This window comes from Blastococcus litoris, assembly GCF_003075095.1.
In the GTDB taxonomy this organism is placed as follows: domain Bacteria; phylum Actinomycetota; class Actinomycetes; order Mycobacteriales; family Geodermatophilaceae; genus Blastococcus_B; species Blastococcus_B litoris.
The window spans coordinates 485,570-503,077 of the sequence record NZ_QCZF01000002.1 but is presented as its reverse complement, the minus strand read 5'-3'; the positions used below and the strand labels follow the sequence as shown (position 1 = coordinate 503,077).

Here is a 17,508-nt window from a genome sequence, read left to right as displayed (position 1 = left end):
CAAGCATCCCCCGTCGGCCGGGATCAGCGCGGCGCCGGGTCCTCCGCCGCGATCCGGCGCAGCTCGGCGCGCTGCACCTTGGCCGAGGCCGTCATGGGCAGGTCGTCGACGACGCGCCACAGCCGGGGCACCTTGAAGGGCGACAGCCCCTCGCGGCAGAACCCGGTCAGCTCGGCCGGGTCCGGCTCCCGACCCGCAGCGGGGACGACGAAGGCGACGACGAGCTCGCCCCACCGCTCGTCGGGCACGCCCACGACGGCCGCGCGGTCGACGGCCGGGTGCTGCACGAGCAGCTCCTCGACCTCGACCGGCGAGACGTTCTCGCCGCCGGTCTTGATCATGTCCTTGATCCGCCCGACCACGCGGCAGGCACCGTCTGCGTCCATCTCGGCGAGGTCGCCGGTGTGCAGCCAGCCGTCGGGGTCGATGGCCTCGGCCGTGGCGGCCGGGTCGTCGAGGTAGCCGCGGGTGATGCGCGCCCCGCGCACCCAGAGCTCGCCGGCGGTGCCGGGCGGGACCGCCTCGCCGTCCGGGCCGGCGATGCGGACGTCGGTCCCCGCCAGCGGCGCACCGACGGTCTCCCGCCGGACCGGGTCGGGGTCGGTCGGCGCGGTCTGCAGCACGGCGCCGCAGGTCTCCGTCATGCCGAAGGTGATCGACAGCCGGGCCCCGAACAACGACTCGACGCGGTCGACGAACGTCGGGGTGACGGTCATGCCACCGGTGAAGAGCACCTGCAGCGCGCTCAGGTCGGTCGCCGGGAGGTCCGGGTGGGCCGCGAGGAGGTCGAGCAGCGTGGGCGCCGCAGACAGCAGGGTGGCCCGGCGGTCGGCCATCGCCCGGAGCACGGGCGCGGGGGCGAAGGGCAGGACGACGTGCTCCGCCCGGGCCGACAGCGCCCCCACCACGCCGAGCACGTTGCCGGCGGTGTGGAACAGCGGCATGGGGTTCACCCACACCCGTCCCGCCGTGGCGCCGAGCCGGTCGGCGAACGCGCGGCCGGTGGTGACCATGCCGGAGTGCGTGATGCGGACGCCCTTGGCCCGGCCCGTGGTGCCGGAGGTGAACTGGACCTGCGCGAGGCTCTCCGGGTCGACCACCGGGAGGTCGGCGGGCTCGGTGAGGTCGATCGCGTCCCGCCGGTCGCCGTCGCAGCGGCGGACCTCCCGCAGCGCGGGCAGCCGGTCGAGGGCCGCGGTCGCGAGGTCGGCGACCGGGTTCCCGGCGACATCCACCGCGGCGTAGAGGCGCACCGCCCCCGACAGCCGGAGCGCGTGCTCGAGCTCGGCCGGGCGGGAGCGGGGGTTGACCGGGACGAGCGTCATCCCGGCCAGCGCCACCCCCAGCTGGAGCAGCACCGGCTCGGGGCCGTTGCCCAGGCACGTGGCGATGCGCGAGCCAGGCTCCAGGTCGCGGAGCAGACCGCCCGCGACCGCACGTGCCTCGGCGAGCAGCTCCGCCGCCGTCCAGGTCTCCCCCGTCGCCGGCGTGCTCAGCAGCAGGTCGTCCGGGGCCTCCCGGGCGGCCCGGTGGAGGACGTCGCCGAGGACGCCCCCCACCGGGCCCGGGACCGGAGCGGCCAGCAGCTCGCTGCGCTCCAGCACGGCGGTCAGCCGAAGGTGTAGCTCTGCGCGCTGGGGCCCTCGTACGCGTCCTCGAGGACCTCCAGCCCGGCCTCCGCGGTGTCGCTGACCTTGGAGACGAAGACGGTGCGGGTCGGGGACTCGCCCACCTGCGTGAAGTCCAGACCGTCGGGGAAGACCCCGTCGGTGTCCACGTCGTCGGCCTCGGCGACCGCGGCGACGACGCCCTCGGGGGTCAGGTCGCCGGCCTCGCAGGCGTCCTCGAGCGCGGTGCGCAGCAGCTGCGCCTGCCCGTAGGCCAGGGGGACCTCCCAGCCGAGGGCCCCGTCGGGGTCGGCCTCGGTGTAGAGGGCGTTCGCCTCCTGCACGCCGGGCGCGTCGCTCGCGTACGGGGCGACGCTGGTGATGCTGTAGGTGTTGGCCAGCAGCGCGTCGGCGGCCGGGGTGTCCAGCAGCGCCGGGTTGAAGGTCGGGTTCATCCCGATCAGCGGCACGTCGGCCCCCTGGGCGGAGAGCACGCCGACCAGCGACGCCAGCTGTGCCGGGGCGGCGGCGAGGACGACGGCCTGGACGCCCTCCTGCACCAGCGCCGAGGCCTGCGCGGAGAGGTCGGTGACCGCAGGGGTGATCTCCTGCGGGACGATGGTCAGACCCCGCTCCTCGGCGGCGTGCTGGGCGCCGGCCAGGGCGTCGCTGCCGTAGTCGCCGACGAAGTAGACGACGCCGACGGAGTCGCCCTCGGAGAGGCCCAGCTCGTCGACCAGGTAGTCGATGGCGTTGGCGCCCTGGATGCTGTAGCTGGCGCCGGGCAGCTGGTTGTTCTCGTACTCCAGCGCCGTGCTGGCCCAGCCGACGCCGCCCACGTACATGCTGTCCTGCTGGGCCAGCGGGAGCACCGCGGCGCTCGTCGGACCACCGAGGACCTGCTGCAGCGCGACGATGTCCGAGGACATGCTGCGGTACAGCGAGACGGCCTTCTGCGGGTCGTACCCGTGGTCCTGGACCTGCATCTCCACGTCGCGGTCGCACACCCCGCCGTCGGCGTTCACCTGGTCCCAGTAGGCCTGGAACTCGGTCACCTGCACGGCGGCACCGGCGGCGAAGGGCCCGGAGAGGTCGGTGAGGACGCCGATGTTGATCGCGGAGTCGGTGACGCCGTTGCCGGTCTCGACGTCCCCCGAGCCACCGCCGCCGGTGGCCTCCGGCTCCGTGGTGGAGCAGGCCGTGACCGCGAACATGCAGGCTGCAGCGGCGACCAGGGCTGGGCGGGTCTTCCTCATCGAGCGGTCTCCTTCGACCTCGAGGGGTTGTCCCCGGCCTCGTGGCCGGGGTCGATGGGGGTGGTGGGCCGGGGTGTGTCGTCCGGGGGGCCGGACGCCGCCCCCCGACCGGTGAGCCGTCGGAACGCGCCGGCCAGGCCGCCGCGCAGGAAGATGAGGACGGCGATGATGGCCAGCCCGTAGAGGAGCCGGGACGTCGTCGCCGGGTCCAGCCCGCCCGAGCCCGGTGCGGCCATGAAGGGCAGCGCGTCGCTGTACTGGGTGAGCACGAGCGGGAGCGCGGTCACGAAGAGCGCGCCGACCATCGCGCCGCCCACCGACCCGAGCCCGCCGATCACGATCATCACCAGGAAGTCGACGGACACGGTGAGCGTGAAGACGTCGGGCGCCAGGCGGCCGTAGGCGAGGGCGAGCAGGGCGCCGGCGAGCCCGGCGTAGCCCGAGGACACGACGAACGCCGAGGCCTTGTGGCGGCCGACGCCGATCCCCATGGCCGCGGCCGCGGTCTCGCTGTCGCGGACGTTGGCCCAGGCCCGGCCCGTCCGGCTGGACCGCAGGTTGGCCGCCAGCCAGCAGGCCGCCAGGGTGAGGACGAGGAACAGGTACCAGAGGCGGTGCAGGCCCTCGAACTCCACGCCCGCGACGGCGAGGTAGTCGGGGTCGCGGTTGCTGAAGCTGAAGCCGCCCAGCGTGAACGGCTCCACCGACCGGCCGTTGAAGCCCCCGGTCCAGGTGTCCAGGTTCAGCAGCAGGTGTCGGACGAGGAAGACCAGGCCGAGGGTCGCCAGGCCCAGGTAGATGCCCCTCAGCCGGCTCGCGACCGGGGAGAAGACGAACCCGACGAGCGCGGCCGCCGCGACGGCGATCACGAGCCCGACGACGGCGGGCAGGCCGGCTCCGGAGAGCGTCGGCGTGGACTCCGACGTCGCCCACACGAAGACATAGGCACCGATGGCGGCGAACGCGGCGTGCCCGAGGGAGAGCTGGCCGGCCACCCCGACGAGCAGCGTGAGCCCCACGGCGCCGACCATGGTGGCCATCACGAAGAGCCCGAGCTGGAGCCAGAAGTCCTCGAGCACCACGGGCAGCGCGACGGCCACGACGAGGAGGACGGCGCCGGCGATCCGGCGCACGAGGTCAGACACGGACGGCCTCCTTGCTGCCGAGCAGACCCTGCGGCCGTACCAGCAGGACGACGATCATCACCACGTAGGGCACGACGTCGCCGAAGCCCCTGCCGAGGAAGTGCAGGTCGCTCTCGTAGCCGACGGTCAGCGCGGTGACCAGGCCGATGACCAGGCCGCCGAGGACCGCTCCCGGCACCGAGTCGAAGCCGCCCAGCACCCACGCGGGGATGGCGAGGAAGGCCGACAGCGCCACGGGGGGCGACACCCCCGGCGACGGGAACGAGGTCAGGAAGATCCCCGCCAGGGCGGCGAGCACGCCGGCCAGCGCCCAGCCCGCGGCGCCCGTCCGCGAGAGGCGGATGCCCATCAGGGAGGCGGTGGGGCCGTCCGCCGCCGCGGCCCGCATGCCGACTCCCACGCGGGTGCGGGCGAAGAGGAACCAGAGCCCGGCGAAGACGACGACCGCGACACCGGCGGCCAGCACGCGGCCGGCGGGCAGGGCGATGCCGCCGAAGCGGACCACGTCGTTGCCCCACGGCGCCCCGAGCGGCAGCACCCGGTTGCCGATCCTGCGGGTCAGCTCGGTGAGCAGGATGATGTCGACGCCCAGCATGAGGATCGCCGCGGTCCCGGGGTTGGGATCGGCGAGGTTGCGCACCAGCAGGGCGTTGACGAGCACGCCCACCAGCGCGGCGCCGAGGATGCCGACGAGCACGGCGGGCCAGAACCCGATGGTGGGCTGGGTGACCGCCACCAGGTAGGCGCCGAGCAGCACGATCGACCCGTGCGCGAAGTTGAGGACGCCGGTCGACGTGAAGACGATCGCGAAGCCCGCCGCGATGAGGCTCAGCACCAGCCCGTAGGACAGGCCGTTGAGGACCTGGGTCAGGAAGTAGCTCATACGGCGGCCGCTCCGAGGTAGGCGCGGAGCACCTCGGGGTCCTGCTGGACCTCCGCCGGGGTGCCCTCGGCGATCTTCTTGCCGAAGTCGAGGACCGTGACCTGCTCGGCCAGGCCCATGACGAAGGGCATGTCGTGCTCGACGAGCAGGATCGACAGGCCGAGGTCGCGGCGGACCTGCCGGATCGTCTCGGCCATCTCCTGCGACTCCCCGTGCGTCATGCCGGCGACCGGCTCGTCGAGGAGGAGCAGCGAGGGCCGCGCGGCCAGCGCGCGGCCCATCTCGACGCGCTTGCGGTTGCCGTAGGACAGGCTGTGCACCGGGGCACCCAGCAGCCGCGTCAGGCCGAGCAGCTCCGCGATGTCGCGGACGGTCTGCCGGTGCTGCCGCTCCTCCCGGCGGGCCCGCGGCGTCCGCAGGGCACCGGTCAGCACGCCGGAGCGCATGAGCCGGTGCCGGCCCACCAGCAGGTTGTCCTCGACGGTGTCCTCGAGCGCCAGGGAGATGTTCTGGAAGGTGCGCGCCACGCCCAGCCCGGCGGTCCGGTGCGCCGGCAGCGAGGTGAGCACGTCGTCGCCGTAGGTCACCCGGCCCTCGGTGGCCCGGTACGCCCCGCCCAGCACGTTGATGCAGGTCGACTTGCCCGCGCCGTTCGGCCCGATGAGCGCGTGCACCGTGCCGGGCTCGACGGAGAACGAGACCTCCGAGAGCGCGGCGATGCCGCCGAACCGCACGGTCAGGTTCTCGACAGCGAGCCGCTTCGGCGCCTCGGCGGTCGGGATCGCGGGCTCGGTCACCACCACGTCGGCGGTCTGCACCGGGACGGCGACCCCGAGGTAGCGCTCACGCACGTCGTCGCTGGCCGCCAGCTCGTCGGCGCTGCCCGACGCGGTCACGCGGCCCACCTCCAGGACGTAGGCCCGGTCGGCGACCCGCAGGCCCATGACGGCGTTCTGCTCGATGAGCAGCACCGCCGTCCCCTGGGCGTTGATCTGGGTGACGATCTCGCCGATCTGGTCGACCAGCAGCGGCGCCAGGCCCAGGGACGGCTCGTCGAGCAGGAGCAGCCCGGGCGAGGTCATGAGTGCCCGGCCCATCGCCAGCATCTGCTGCTGGCCGCCGGAGAGGAGACCGCCCAGCTGGGTGCGCCGCTCGGCGAGGACGGGGAAGAGGTCGAAGACGCGGTCGCGCGCCTCGTTCCGGGCCTTGGCGTCCCGGACGGTGAATCCCCCGGCCTGCAGGTTCTCCTCGACGGTGAGGTCGCGGAACACCCGCCGTCCCTCGGGCACCTGCACGACGCCCCTGCGGACCACCGCGGAGGCGTCCAGACCGGCGAGGTCGGCGCCCTGGTACCGGATGGTGCCGCCGGTGACCGCGCCCCCGTAGGGACCCAGCGCCCGGGAGATCGCCCGCAGCAGCGAGGACTTCCCGGCGCCGTTGGACCCCAGGACCGCCACCACCGATCCGGGGGCGACCTCGAGCGACACGTCCTCCAGGGCCTGGACGGCGCCGTCGTAGGAGACGTCCAGGTGCTCCACGCTCAGCAGCGGTTGTGACATCGGCGCCCTTCGTGGCTCGGCCGGTGAACCCCATGGAGGCAGTTGCTGGTGGTCCAGGTCACGCAAAAGCTAGAGTCGTCGCCGACGGCCGTCAAGGAGTTGTCTAGTTTGATACCCGGATCGAGACCGATCCGCCGAGAGGGATGCCGATGAGCGCACTGACGGTGGAGGACGCCGGCACCGACCTGGGGCCCGGCCTCGGACCGGCGCCCCACCGGCCGCAGTCGCTCCTGCTGAGCTTCCTGGGCGCGCTCGTCCTGGACAGCCCGCTGCCGCCGCTGCCGTCGATGATCCTGCTGGACCTGCTGGCCGACCTCGGGGTGAGCGAGGCGGCCGCCCGCGCCACGCTGAAGCGGATGACCCAGCGCGGGCTGCTGGCCCGCGGTCAGGTGGGCCGGACGGCGGAGTACGCGCTCACCGAGCACGCCGAGTCGGTGCTGCGGCAGGCCCGCGACCGGGTGGCCTCCCCGGCTCCGTTCGAGCACCCCGACGGCGAGTGGACCCTGCTGAGCTACTCGGTGCCCGAGAGCCGGCGCGACCTGCGGCACCGCGTCCGCGCACGGCTGACCTGGGCCGGCTTCGGGGGGCTCCGCGACGGGCTGTGGATCGCACCCGGCACGGTCGACGTCGCCACCGTCCTGGGCCGGTCGGACCTGGCGGACGCCGCCGGGCTGGCCGACGCCTTCGCCGCCCGCCCCCTGCCCGGGACCGACCTGGACCGGCTGGTCCACCGCGCCTGGGACGTCCCGGCAGTGCGCGAGGCGCACGGCTGGTTCATCGGGACGTGGAGCCGCCCGCCCCGGGTTTCCGGCTCGTTGGCCCAGCTGACCCTGCTGGGCGCGGACTGGCTGTCCCTGCTGCGCACCGATCCCGGGTTGCCCGCCGCCCACCTGGGCGAGGACTGGCCGGCCGGCACGAGCGCCGCCGTCTACCGGCGGGTGTTCGACGCCCTCGAGCCCGCGGCCCGCGCGGCGCTGGAACGCAGCCTCCGGGCCACCGGCCGCTTCGCCTGAGGCTGCCGCCGGCACTCCCCCCGGCGGCCGGCCCCGGATCAGCCGCCCGCCGTCCAGATGCGGGTCAGCACGTCCCTCAGCCGTTCCCGCTCGGCCTCGCCGATCAGCCCCAGCGGCCCTTCCACGGCGGCGTCGGCGTCCTGCCGCGCGGCCTCGCGGACCCCCCGGCCGCGCGCCGTCGCGACCACGAGGCGGGTGCGGCGGTCCCCCTCGGGGGCCTGCCGCTCGACCAGCCCGGCGGCGGCCAGCTCGTCGACCAGGAGCACCACCTGGGACGGGTCGAGCCCGAGCACGGCCGCCACCTCGCGCTGGCTGATGCCGTCCTCGGTCTCGCAGGCCAGCGCCAGGACCGAGTACTGGCGCACGCGCAGGCCGTGGTCGGCGAGGGCGGCGTTGGTGACCCGGACGACCTGCCCGCTGGCGCGCGAGAGCAGGAAGCCGAGGTCGTCGGCAAGGGGTCGACCCATACCCACCTCCATCGTTGACAACCTCCACGATACCGACCTACGTTGCCTGGACCACCCCCAGGATGAGGAGCAGCCGTGGACCTGACCGGCAAGGTCGCCGTCGTCACCGGATCCGGACGGGGCCTCGGCCTCGCCTACGCCACCGAACTCGCGCGGTCGGGCGCCGCCGTCGTCGTCAACGACGTCGACCCGGAGGTGGCCGAGGCCGCCGTCCGCACGATCACCGACGCGGGGGGCAGCGCCGTCGCCGAGGTCGCCGCGGTGGGCACCAGCGAGGCGGCCCAGGCCCTGGTCGACCGCGCGGTCGAGGAGTTCGGGCGGCTGGACGTCCTGGTCAACAACGCCGGCATCCTCCGCGACTCCACGCTCTGGAAGATGACCGACGACCAGTTCGACGCGGTCATCACCACGCACCTGCGCGGCACCTTCACGTGCACGCGCGCCGCGGCCATCCGGCTCCGGGAGCAGGGCGAGGGCGGCCGGATCATCTGCATCGGCTCCCCCACCGGCCAGGTCGGCAACTTCGGGCAGACCAACTACGCGGCCGCCAAGGCGGGCATCGTCGGGATGGTCCGCACCTGGGCGATGGAGCTGGCCCGCGCGGAGATCACCGTGAACGCCGTCGTCCCGGTCGCCGCGACCGGCATGACCGAGACGGTGCCCTTCCTCAAGCCCTACGTCGACGCGCTGCAGGCCGGCGAGCCGCTGCCGCCCTACGCCCGGCGGGAGCTGGCCTTCGGATCCCCCGAGGACGCCGCCGGCCTGGTCGCCTTCCTCGCCTCGGACGCCGCCGCGGGCATCACCGGCCAGGCCATCGGCATCGGGGGTGACCGCCTCGCCCTCTGGTCGCACCCGAGCGAGGTGGTGGTCGAGTTCGCCGACGGCACCGGCTGGTCGGCCGACGCGATCGCCGACGTGTGGCCGGCGCAGTTCGCCGCGTCGCAGCAGACCGTGGGCCAGCAGTTCCCGGAGCCCCCGAAGTGACGCTCCGGCTGGACCTCGACAACCTGGTCGCGATCGACGTGCACACCCACGTGCACGCCGACACCCACGGGCACATGGCGCTGGACGACGAGCTGTCCGCGGCCGCCAGCAAGTACTTCAAGGGCGACCCGTACGACCCGACGGTGCCCGACATCGCCGCGGACTACCGGGCCAAGAACATGGCCGCCGTGGTCTTCAGCGTGGACACCGAGATGGCCACCGGCCAGCCGGCGCTGTCCAACGAGGAGATCGCCGACCTCGCCGGCGAGCACCCCGACGTGCTCATCCCGTTCGGCTCGGTGGACCCCGCCCGCGGGAAGTCGGGCATCCGGCTGGCCCGCAAGCTGGTCGAGTCCCACGGCGTCCGCGGGTTCAAGTTCCACCCGTCGATCCAGGCCTTCGAGCCCAACGACCCCAAGGTCTACCCGCTCTACGAGGAGCTGCAGAGCCTCGGCGTCCCGGCGCTGTTCCACACCGGCCAGACCGGCATCGGGGCCGGGCTCCCGGGCGGCCGGGGCATCAAGCTGCGCTACTCCGACCCGATGCTGATCGACGACGTCGCCGCCGACTTCCCCGGGCTCACGATCATCATGGCCCACCCGTCGGTGCCCTGGCAGGACGCCGCCATCTCGGTGGCCACGCACAAGGCGAACGTCTACATCGACCTGTCCGGCTGGTCGCCGAAGTACTTCCCGCCGCAGCTGGTCAAGGCCGCCAACGGGCTGCTGAAGCGGAAGGTCCTGTTCGGCTCGGACTACCCGCTGCTGCGCCCCGAGCGCTGGATCGCCGACTTCGAGCAGCTGGACATCAAGCCCGAGGTCAAACCGCTGATCATGAAGGAGAACGCCATCACAGCCCTGGGGCTGCGGTGAGGAACGCGGGCCTGGGCTCCTGGCCCGAGCGCCGGCTGCGGATCTCGCCGCACAAGCCGGCCATCTGGTTCGAGGGGACGACGACGACGCACGGCGAGTTCGCCCACCGCGTCCGCCGGGCCGCGTCCGCGCTGGCCGCGCTCGGCGTGCAGCGGGGCGACCGGGTCGCCTGGTTCGGCGCCAACCACCCCACCGCGCTCGAGGTGCTCTACGCCTGCGGCCAGCTCGGCGCCGTGTGGGTCCCGGTCAACGCCCGGTTCACCGTGCCCGAGGCGCGCTACGTCCTCGAGCACTCCGGCGCGAGCGTCGTCGTCCACGGGCGCGAGCACGGGGCGACGGCCGACGCGCTGCGGGCGCAGGTGCCGGCCGTCCGGCACTGGGTGGCCGCCGAGACCCCGCTGGAGGGAGGCGCGGACTCCCTCGACTGGCAGCAGCTGCTGGCCGACGGCGAGCCGGTGCTGCGCGACGAGCCGGTCACCCTCGACGACCACTGCCTGATCATGTACACGTCCGGGACGACGGGCCGCCCCAAGGGCGCCACGCTGACCCACGGGAACATGACCTGGTCGTGCATCAACCAGGTCCTGGGGTTCGACTTCACCCCGGACGAGCGCACGCTGGGCCTTGCGCCGCTGTTCCACATCGGCGGGCTCAACGGCACGCTCAACCCCACGCTGTTGCGCGGCGGGTGCGTCGTCCTGGTCCGCGGCTTCGACCCGCCGGCGACGCTGCGGGTCATCGTCGAGCAGCGGGTGACGTCGTTCTTCGCCGTCCCGACCATGCTCGACGCGATCAGCCGGCAGCCGGACTTCGACACCGTCGACCTGTCGGCGCTGCGGACGATCGGCGCCGCCGGGGCCCCGCTGCCCCTCCCCCTGCTGCGCACCTGGCTCGACCGCGGCATCACCGTGCAGCAGGCCTACGGGATGACCGAGTCCGCACCGGCGGGCACCGCGCTGGACAGCGCCGACGCGGTCGCGAAGGTCGGCTCGGCCGGGAAGTCGCAGTTCTTCGTCGACGTGCGGGTGGTCCGCCCCGACGGCACCGAGTGCGCGCCGGGCGAGATCGGCGAGGTGGTGCTCTCCGGGCCGAACATCATGGCCGGGTACTGGGACGACCCGGAGGGGACGGCCGCCGCCATCGTCGACGGCTGGTACCACTCCGGGGACGCCGGCTCCACCGACGAGGACGGCTACCTCTACATCCGCGACCGCTACAAGGACATGATCATCTCCGGCGGGGAGAACGTGTACCCGGCCGAGGTGGAGTCCGCGCTCCTCGAGCTGCCCGGCGTCGTCGAGGCCGCCGTCATCGGCGTCCCGGACGAGAAGTGGGGCGAGGTCGGGCTCGCCGTCGTCGTCCCCGCGCCCGGTGCCGACCGGGACCCCGAGGCCCTCCGCGCCGCGCTCCGCGAACGGCTCGCCGGCTTCAAGGTGCCCCGGCTCGTGGAGTTCGCCGACGCCCTGCCCAAGACCGCCACCGGCAAGATCCGCAAGCCCGACCTCCGCCACCGCTACGTCACCACCGAGGAGCCCTCCGCATGACCAGCACCACCACCACCCTCGCCGAGCTGCCCTCCCTGAAGGGGACCGAGCTCGGCACCAGCGACTGGGTCGAGGTGACCCAGGAGCGGGTGAACCTCTTCGCCGACGCCACCGGTGACCACCAGTGGATCCACGTCGACGTCGAGCGCGCCAAGGCGGAGAGCCCCTTCGGCGGTCCGATCGGCCACGGCTACCTGACGCTGTCGCTGCTCATCCCGATGTGGTCGGAGGTGCTGGTCGTCACCGACATGACGATGGGCGTCAACTACGGGCTGAACAAGGTGCGCTTCCCCTCCCCCGTGCCGGTCGGCTCCAAGCTGCGGCTCACCGCCACGCTCAAGGACGTCGAGGAGATCCCCGGCGGCCTGCAGCTCACGGCCACCGCGGTCATCGAGGCCGAGGGCGCCGCGAAGCCGGTCTGCATCGCCGAGCCGGTGTACCGCTTCTACGGCTGACCGGCCCGGGCGCCCCCCAGGACGGCGGGGCGCCCGGCCACCGATCCGGCGACGCCGAGAGCGACCGCCACCCCCACCAGGAGCAGCAGCGGCGCGCCCCACCCGCCGGTGACGGCGTACAGGCCGCCGACGGCCAGCGGGGCCGCCGCACCCACCGAGTAGCCGACCAGCTGGGACATGCCCGAGACGCGCCGCACGACCTCGTCGTCGGCGGAGCGCAGGACCACCAGGGCGAACGCCAGCGAGATGCCCGCCCCCTGGGCGAGCCCCCCGATCACCACCCACGCCGGCCACGCCGCCGGCCAGAGCAGCAGCCCCGCCGGGACGACGGCCCAGCCGGCCGCCACCGCGATCGCCAGGCCCACCTGGCTCCTCCACCGGCCGAGCAGGGCCGGCACGGCCACGGCGCCCGGGATGCCCAGCACCTGGAACGCCGACGCCGCCAGCGCCGCGGTGCCGGCGGTGAGTGCGAGGTCCTCGGTGAGCAGGCTCGGCAGCCACGTCGTCAGCGCGTAGTACAGGGCCGACTGCAGGGCGAGGACCACGCTCACCGCCCACGCCACCGGTGCCCGCCACACGCGCAGCGCGGCGGAGCCGGGCGGTGCGGGCACGGGCTCCGGGCGACCGTCGGCGCCCGGCGTCGAGCGGCCGACGGCCATCCACACCGCCGCCGCGAGCAGCGGCAGCGGCGCCCAGACCGCCAGGCCGAGCCGCCAGCCACCCAGCTCGGCCACCGGGGCGCTGAGCGCGGCGGTCAGCGCCGCACCCGCCGCGAGCGCGGCCGTGTACAGCCCGGTCACCGCCCCCGCGCGGGGACCGAACCCGCCCTTCACCACCACCGGCAGCAGGACGTTGCCCACCGTCATGGCCGCCCCGACGACGAACGTCCCGGCCAGGAGCACCGACGCCCCGTCGAGCACCCGCAGCGCGGTGCCCGCGGCGAGGGCGACCAGGCTGCCCAGGAGCGCCGCCCCCGTGCCGAGGCGCCGGCCCACCCAGGCCGCCGCCGGTGCGAGGGCGGCGAAGCACAGCACGGGGAGGGCGGTCAGCAGACCGGCCGTCGTCGCCGACAGCGCGAGGTCGCTCCGCAGCTCGGGCAGCACGGGCCCGACCGCCGCGATGGCGCCGCGGAGGTTGAGGGCGACCAGCAGGACCGCGGCCACCCGGGCGCGCTCGCCGGGTGGTGCCCCCCGGCGGCTCACTCGAAGACGACTGTCCGGTTCCCGTGGATGACGACGCGGTTCTCGGTGTGCCAGCGCACCGCGTGCGCCAGCGCCCGGGTCTCGGCCTCCCGGCCACGGGCGGCGAGCTGCTCCGGGCTGAGCGAGTGGCTGACCCGCAGCATCTCCTGCTCGATGATCGGGCCCTCGTCCAGGTCGGCGGTGACGTAGTGCGCCGTCGCCCCGATGAACTTGACCCCCCGGGCGTGCGCCTGGTGGTAGGGACGGGCGCCCTTGAAGCTCGGCAGCATCGAGTGGTGGATGTTGATCGCCCGGCCCTCGAGCGCCCGGCACAGGTCGTCGGTGAGGATCTGCATGTAGCGGGCCAGGACGACGAGCTGGACCCGCTCGGCGCGCACGATCTCCAGCAGCGCCGCCTCCGCCTCGGGCTTGGTCTCCTTGGTCACCGGGATGTAGTGGAACGGGACGCCGTAGAAGTCGGCGATGCCCTTCAGATCCGGGTGGTTGGACACGATGGCCACGACGTCGAGGTTCAGCTCGCCGATCGAGTTGCGGAACAGCAGGTCGTTGAGGCAGTGGGCGTACTGGCTGACCATGATCAGCACACGCTGCCGCTCGGCGGCGTCGGCGATGCGCCAGTTCATCTCGAACCGCTGGGCGACCTCCTCGAAGGCGCCGCACAGCCGGCCGAAGTCCAGGGGCGAGCCGTCGGAGTGGGCGAACTCCACCCGCATGTAGAACATGCCGCTGGTCAGGCTGTCGAACTGGTGGCTCTCGATGATCGTGCACCCCTCCTGCACGAGCAGACCGGAGACCGCGTGCACGATCCCGGGAGCGTCCTGGCAGGACAGGACCAGAACGCCGTGCTGGGCGTCGGCGGGGCGCGTCATCGTGCCTCCTCGTTCGGGAAAGGGAGCAGTGCCGTCGCTGAAGCTACGTGCGGCGGTGGGTGTGCCGCATCCCACAGATGACCACGTCGCCGCGTCAGCAGGACGACGTCCGCCGCGACAATCGACGCGCACCCCGGCGATCTGGTGGCGGTTCCTGCCCGACCCGTGCACCCTGTGGCCAGCCGGCACCGCCGCCGGCCGCACCTAGCACCGGGAGGACGAGTGGCCGAGATGCGTGCCCGATCCACGACGATCCAGGGGACACCGGGATCGGTGGCCGCGACGACCGCCTTCGTCCGCGACGAGGTCATGCCGCAGGTCCGTGCGATGGACGGCTGCGTGGGCCTGTCGATGCTCGCCGACGCCGGCACCGGCCGGTGCATCGTGACGACGTCCTGGCAGGACGCCGCGGCGATGGACGCCAGCCGGGAAGGCGTCCGGTCGGCCGCGGAGCGCACCGCGGAACTCCTCGGCGGCACGCCTGAGCTGGAGGAGTGGGAGATCGCCGCCATGCACCGGGTGCTCGAGGCGCCCGCCGGAGCGCGGGCCCGCGTCACGTGGCTGCGCACCGCCCCGGACGCCGTCCCCCGCGCCGTCGACGCCGTCCGGCTGTCGCTGATGCCGAAGCTCGACGACCTCCCGGGGTTCTGCAGCGTCAGCATCATGGTGCGCCGCGCGGAGGGACTGACGGTCGCCGCGATCTCCTACGACAGCGGCGAGCACCTCGAGCGGGCCGGCGAGGGCGCGCGGGAGTTCCGCGAGGAGTTCGCGCCGGCCATGGGCATCGAGGTGCTCGACACCGCGGAGTTCGACGTCGCCCTCGCCCACCTGCGGGTGCCCGAGACGACCTGACCCCGGCTCCGGGTCACCGCCCGGCGCCCGCCAGGGCCGCCTCGAGGCGGGGGTACACCCGCCGGACGTTGCCCTCGAACACCGCCGTGCGCCCGTCGTCGTCGAGCAGCCCCTTCTCCACGGCGGCCTCGACGTAGCGGCGGGTGTCGTCGTAGTACTCGCCCGTCCGCGGGTCCTTGCCGCGCACCGCACCCACCATCTCCGAGCCGAAGAGGACGTTCCGGGTGTCCACCACCTCCAGCAGGAGGTCGATCCCCGGCTGGTGGTAGACGCAGGTGTCGAAGAAGACCCCGCCCGCGATGCCCGCCCCCATGACGTTGGACTCGACCGCCGGCTGACCCAGCATGTCGGCCAGCCCCCGGTAGCGGCCCCAGTGGTAGGGCACCGCTCCCCCGCCGTGCGGGATGACCAGCCGCAGCTCCGGGAGGTCGCCGAAGAGGTTGCCCTGGACGAGCTGCATGAAGGCCGTGGTGTCGGCGTTGATGTAGTAGGCCCCGGTCGCGTGGAACACCGGCGTCGCCGAGGCCGACACGTGCACCATCGCCGGCACGTCCAGCTCCACCATCGCCTCGTAGACCGGGTACCAGCTGCGGTCGGTCAGGCGCGGCGACGTCCAGAACCCGCCACTGGGGTCGGGGTTGAGGTTGCAGCCGACGAAGCCCAGCTCCTCCACGCAGCGGCGCAGCTCGGCGATGGAGGCCTGCAGGTCGGCGCCCGGGGACTGCGGCAGCTGCGCCACCGGGACGAAGCGCCCCGGGTAGAGCGTCGCCACGCGGTGCACCAGGTCGTTGCAGCGGCGGGACCACTCGAGGCTGACGGCCGCGTCGCCGACGTGGTGGGCCATGGCCGAGGCGCGCGGCGAGAACAGCGTGACGTCGATGCCTCGCTCGTCCATCAGCCGGAGCTGGCTGGACTCGATCGTCTCCCGGATCTCGTCGTCGCTGATCGAGGGGTAGGCCGGCGGCGTCGTCCCCGCCTCCCAGGCAGCCACCTGCTGCTCCCGCCAGGCCGTGTGCGCGGCCGGGGCGGTCGTGTAGTGGCCGTGGCAGTCGATGATCACGGTTGTGCTGCTCCGTCCCTCAGTTCGACGAGGAGGTCGCGGGCGGCGGAGGCGACGCGCGCCGGGACCCCCAGCTCCTCCAGCTGCTCGGTGGCCGCCGTCATCTCGTCGGCGCGCCGGCGGGCGTGGGTGTGGGTGCCGTCGACCAGCCGGTCGACGGTCCGCTCGTCGAAGCTCGCGAGCTCCGCGGCGATGTTGCCCCGCAGCCAGTCCGCGCACCCGGCGGCCTCGGCACCGCGCAGCGCCTCGACCACGGCCGCCGCCAGGCCCTTGTAGAACACGCTGCGCAACAGCTTGCGCGAGATGGCGGTGCCCACGGGGCCGGGCTGCACCTCCACGTCGGCTCCGAGGGCGGCGAGCAGCTCGGCGTACCGGTCGGCGGCCCCGCCCGACACCAGCATCGGCGTCCGGAGCCCCTTGCCCGGCACCGGGGACATCAGCGCGACGTCGACCACCGTGACGTCGGAACCGGCCGCGCGGTCGGCGAGGGCGCCCTTGAGGCCGGGGCTGGCGGTGTTGAGGTCGGCCCAGAGGGTGCCGGCGGAGAGCGACGGCAGCGCGTTCTCCAGCGCGGTCATGGCGTCGTGCGAGCTGTTGACGCTGAGCACGAGGTCCGCGTCGGCCACGGCGTCGGCCTCGCTGCGGCGCGGCGCCACCCCTGCCACGCGGTGCCCCAGGGGGTCGAAGCCGCGCACGTCGGCCCCGGCCGCGACGAGGTCCGCCGCGATCAGCGATCCCGCCTCGCCGAGCCCGAGGACGGCGATGCGGGGGGTCACTGCTCGACCGGCGGCGTGCCGTGCGTGTGGAACGTCGAGATGGTCTGCAGGCCCCACGCCTGGCCCTTGGCGCGCTCGGCCTCGGACCAGTCGACCGGCTGCCAGTCGGGGGCGAACACCAGGCGGGCCGCGGGGTTGTCCAGCTCGATCCGGTTGCCGGCGGGCTCCCAGACGTAGAGGAAGAAGCTCTGCTGGATCGTGTGCTTGTGCGGCCCGGTCTCGATGTGGATGCCGTGCTCGAGGGCGAGGTCGGCGGCCCGGATGATGTCGTCGCGGCTGTCGACGGCGAACGAGATGTGGTGCAGCCGGCCGGCGGTGCCGGTCTTGTCCTTGGTCCAGACCGCGTTGTAGCCCTGGTTGGTGAACGTCGTCCACGTGCCGGCGACCTCGCCGCTGTCCAGCACGATCTGCTCTGTGGTCATGGCGCCGAGGGTGTCGACGAAGAAGTCGCGGTTCTCCTGCGGGTTCACGCCGAGGTAGTTGATGTGGTCGATCCGCCGGACGCTGACCCCACGGCCCGGGTACGCCTGGGCCTGGTTCTTCAGCGCCGGCTTCAGGGCGCCCTCCGGCCGGTACCACTCCGTCTCGTAGTAGACGCCCATCTCGTGGCCGTCCGGGTCGGTGAACACGTACACCGGGCCGTAGCCGGGGTCGCCGTCCTGCCAGCCCTTGCCGAGCCCCGTCGCCTCGATCGCGGCCACCCGGCGCTGCAGCGCCTCGGGGGTGCTGGCGCGGAAGTTCGTCCGGCCGACGCCGGGCTGCGCGGCCGCCGTCAGCTTGATGGTGGTGTTCTCGTAGTCGTCCCACGCCCGCAGGAACACCGAGTCGCCGGACGAGCCGTTCTCCGTCATCCCGAGGTAGCGCACGAAGAAGTCGAGGCTCTCCTCCGGCTTGTGCGTGAGCAGCTCGATGTGGGCGAGGTGGGCGATGTCGTGCAGCGGGGGCACGGGGCGTCTCCTGGGGT

Annotated in this window: 17 protein-coding genes; 6 read left to right on the top strand and 11 right to left on the bottom strand. The window is 73.7% G+C overall.

Features of this window, described 5'->3' with window-relative positions:
* Positions 1–23 precede the first annotated feature (23 nt).
* Genes DCS98_RS06835 through DCS98_RS24160 form a run of 5 tightly spaced genes read right to left on the bottom strand, consistent with a single transcriptional unit; the run spans position 24 to position 6,450 of the window.
* Positions 24–1,604 (bottom strand): class I adenylate-forming enzyme family protein, encoded by a 1,581-nt coding sequence (locus DCS98_RS06835; RefSeq protein ID WP_116450579.1) that lies wholly within the window; start codon positions 1,602–1,604, stop codon positions 24–26.
* 5 nt (positions 1,605–1,609) lie between these two features.
* Positions 1,610–2,863, bottom strand: a complete 1,254-nt coding sequence (locus DCS98_RS06830) for an ABC transporter substrate-binding protein (protein WP_116450578.1) — start codon at positions 2,861–2,863, stop codon at positions 1,610–1,612.
* Positions 2,860–4,008 carry a branched-chain amino acid ABC transporter permease gene (locus DCS98_RS06825; protein ID WP_116450577.1) on the bottom strand — a complete coding sequence of 383 codons (1,149 nt, stop codon included), beginning with the start codon at positions 4,006–4,008 and terminating at the stop codon, positions 2,860–2,862. The genes DCS98_RS06830 and DCS98_RS06825 overlap by 4 nt, the downstream gene beginning before the upstream one ends.
* Positions 4,001–4,891, bottom strand: coding sequence for a branched-chain amino acid ABC transporter permease (locus DCS98_RS06820; protein WP_116450576.1), 891 nt, complete (start codon positions 4,889–4,891; stop codon positions 4,001–4,003). The genes DCS98_RS06825 and DCS98_RS06820 overlap by 8 nt, the downstream gene beginning before the upstream one ends.
* Entirely contained in the window at positions 4,888–6,450 is a 1,563-nt protein-coding gene (locus DCS98_RS24160) for an ATP-binding cassette domain-containing protein (protein WP_116450575.1), read from the bottom strand. The genes DCS98_RS06820 and DCS98_RS24160 overlap by 4 nt, the downstream gene beginning before the upstream one ends.
* 149 nt (positions 6,451–6,599) lie before the next feature.
* On the opposite strand from DCS98_RS24160, the gene DCS98_RS06810 reads away from it, so the two are divergent.
* Positions 6,600–7,463: a PaaX family transcriptional regulator gene (locus tag DCS98_RS06810; protein ID WP_116450686.1), complete on the top strand. Its 864-nt coding sequence runs from the start codon at positions 6,600–6,602 to the stop codon at positions 7,461–7,463.
* A gap of 38 nt (positions 7,464–7,501) precedes the next feature.
* Here DCS98_RS06810 and DCS98_RS06805 read toward each other — a convergent pair whose 3' ends face one another.
* Positions 7,502–7,930: a MarR family winged helix-turn-helix transcriptional regulator gene (locus DCS98_RS06805; protein ID WP_206340125.1), complete on the bottom strand. Its 429-nt coding sequence runs from the start codon at positions 7,928–7,930 to the stop codon at positions 7,502–7,504.
* A 75-nt stretch (positions 7,931–8,005) separates the two neighbouring features.
* Here DCS98_RS06805 and DCS98_RS06800 point away from each other — a divergent pair, with 75 nt between their 5' ends.
* The 4 genes from DCS98_RS06800 to DCS98_RS06785 are packed head-to-tail and all read left to right on the top strand — an operon-like array spanning position 8,006 to position 11,785.
* Positions 8,006–8,914: an SDR family NAD(P)-dependent oxidoreductase gene (locus DCS98_RS06800; protein WP_116450573.1), complete on the top strand. Its 909-nt coding sequence runs from the start codon at positions 8,006–8,008 to the stop codon at positions 8,912–8,914.
* Between the two features lie 8 nt (positions 8,915–8,922).
* The gene (locus tag DCS98_RS06795) at positions 8,923–9,786 is read left to right on the top strand and encodes an amidohydrolase family protein (RefSeq protein WP_116450685.1); all 864 of its coding nucleotides are present in this window, start codon (positions 8,923–8,925) and stop codon (positions 9,784–9,786) included.
* On the top strand, positions 9,783–11,330 hold the full coding sequence (locus DCS98_RS06790; protein ID WP_116450572.1) for an acyl-CoA synthetase: 1,548 nt from the start codon (positions 9,783–9,785) through the stop codon (positions 11,328–11,330). Before DCS98_RS06795 ends, DCS98_RS06790 begins: the two co-directional genes overlap by 4 nt.
* Entirely contained in the window at positions 11,327–11,785 is a 459-nt protein-coding gene (locus DCS98_RS06785; RefSeq protein ID WP_116450571.1) for a MaoC family dehydratase, read from the top strand. The genes DCS98_RS06790 and DCS98_RS06785 overlap by 4 nt, the downstream gene beginning before the upstream one ends.
* Here the strand turns inward: DCS98_RS06785 and DCS98_RS06780 are convergent.
* A complete protein-coding gene (locus DCS98_RS06780) occupies positions 11,776–12,987 on the bottom strand; it encodes an MFS transporter (protein ID WP_164704428.1) in 1,212 nt (403 codons plus the stop codon). The two genes, DCS98_RS06785 and DCS98_RS06780, sit on opposite strands and share 10 nt — an antisense overlap.
* A complete protein-coding gene (gene purU, locus DCS98_RS06775) occupies positions 12,984–13,856 on the bottom strand; it encodes a formyltetrahydrofolate deformylase (protein WP_116450569.1) in 873 nt (290 codons plus the stop codon). The genes DCS98_RS06780 and purU overlap by 4 nt, the downstream gene beginning before the upstream one ends.
* 231 nt (positions 13,857–14,087) lie before the next feature.
* On the opposite strand from purU, the gene DCS98_RS06770 reads away from it, so the two are divergent.
* Positions 14,088–14,708: a putative quinol monooxygenase gene (locus tag DCS98_RS06770; RefSeq protein WP_116450684.1), complete on the top strand. Its 621-nt coding sequence runs from the start codon at positions 14,088–14,090 to the stop codon at positions 14,706–14,708.
* Positions 14,709–14,721: 13 nt separating this feature from the next.
* Here the strand turns inward: DCS98_RS06770 and DCS98_RS06765 are convergent, their stop codons facing one another.
* Genes DCS98_RS06765 through DCS98_RS06755 form a run of 3 tightly spaced genes read right to left on the bottom strand, consistent with a single transcriptional unit; the run spans position 14,722 to position 17,491 of the window.
* Positions 14,722–15,768, bottom strand: coding sequence for an amidohydrolase family protein (locus DCS98_RS06765; protein WP_116450568.1), 1,047 nt, complete (start codon positions 15,766–15,768; stop codon positions 14,722–14,724).
* On the bottom strand, positions 15,765–16,544 hold the full coding sequence (locus tag DCS98_RS06760; protein ID WP_116450567.1) for a DUF1932 domain-containing protein: 780 nt from the start codon (positions 16,542–16,544) through the stop codon (positions 15,765–15,767). Before DCS98_RS06760 ends, DCS98_RS06765 begins: the two co-directional genes overlap by 4 nt.
* The gene (locus tag DCS98_RS06755; RefSeq protein WP_116450566.1) at positions 16,541–17,491 is read right to left on the bottom strand and encodes a VOC family protein; all 951 of its coding nucleotides are present in this window, start codon (positions 17,489–17,491) and stop codon (positions 16,541–16,543) included. The genes DCS98_RS06760 and DCS98_RS06755 overlap by 4 nt, the downstream gene beginning before the upstream one ends.
* Positions 17,492–17,508 lie beyond the last annotated feature (17 nt).

Excerpts from the sequence above, each read along its gene's own strand:
- DCS98_RS06830 (WP_116450578.1), bottom strand. The coding sequence starts at position 2,863 with ATGAGGAAGACCCGCCCAGCCCTGGTCGCCGCTGCAGCCTGCATGTTC.
- DCS98_RS06820 (WP_116450576.1), bottom strand. The coding sequence starts at position 4,891 with ATGAGCTACTTCCTGACCCAGGTCCTCAACGGCCTGTCCTACGGGCTG.
- DCS98_RS24160 (WP_116450575.1), bottom strand. The coding sequence starts at position 6,450 with ATGTCACAACCGCTGCTGAGCGTGGAGCACCTGGACGTCTCCTACGAC.
- DCS98_RS06810 (WP_116450686.1), top strand. The coding sequence starts at position 6,600 with ATGAGCGCACTGACGGTGGAGGACGCCGGCACCGACCTGGGGCCCGGC.
- DCS98_RS06805 (WP_206340125.1), bottom strand. The coding sequence starts at position 7,930 with ATGGGTCGACCCCTTGCCGACGACCTCGGCTTCCTGCTCTCGCGCGCC.
- DCS98_RS06785 (WP_116450571.1), top strand. The coding sequence starts at position 11,327 with ATGACCAGCACCACCACCACCCTCGCCGAGCTGCCCTCCCTGAAGGGG.
- purU (WP_116450569.1), bottom strand. The coding sequence starts at position 13,856 with ATGACGCGCCCCGCCGACGCCCAGCACGGCGTTCTGGTCCTGTCCTGC.
- DCS98_RS06770 (WP_116450684.1), top strand. The coding sequence starts at position 14,088 with ATGCGTGCCCGATCCACGACGATCCAGGGGACACCGGGATCGGTGGCC.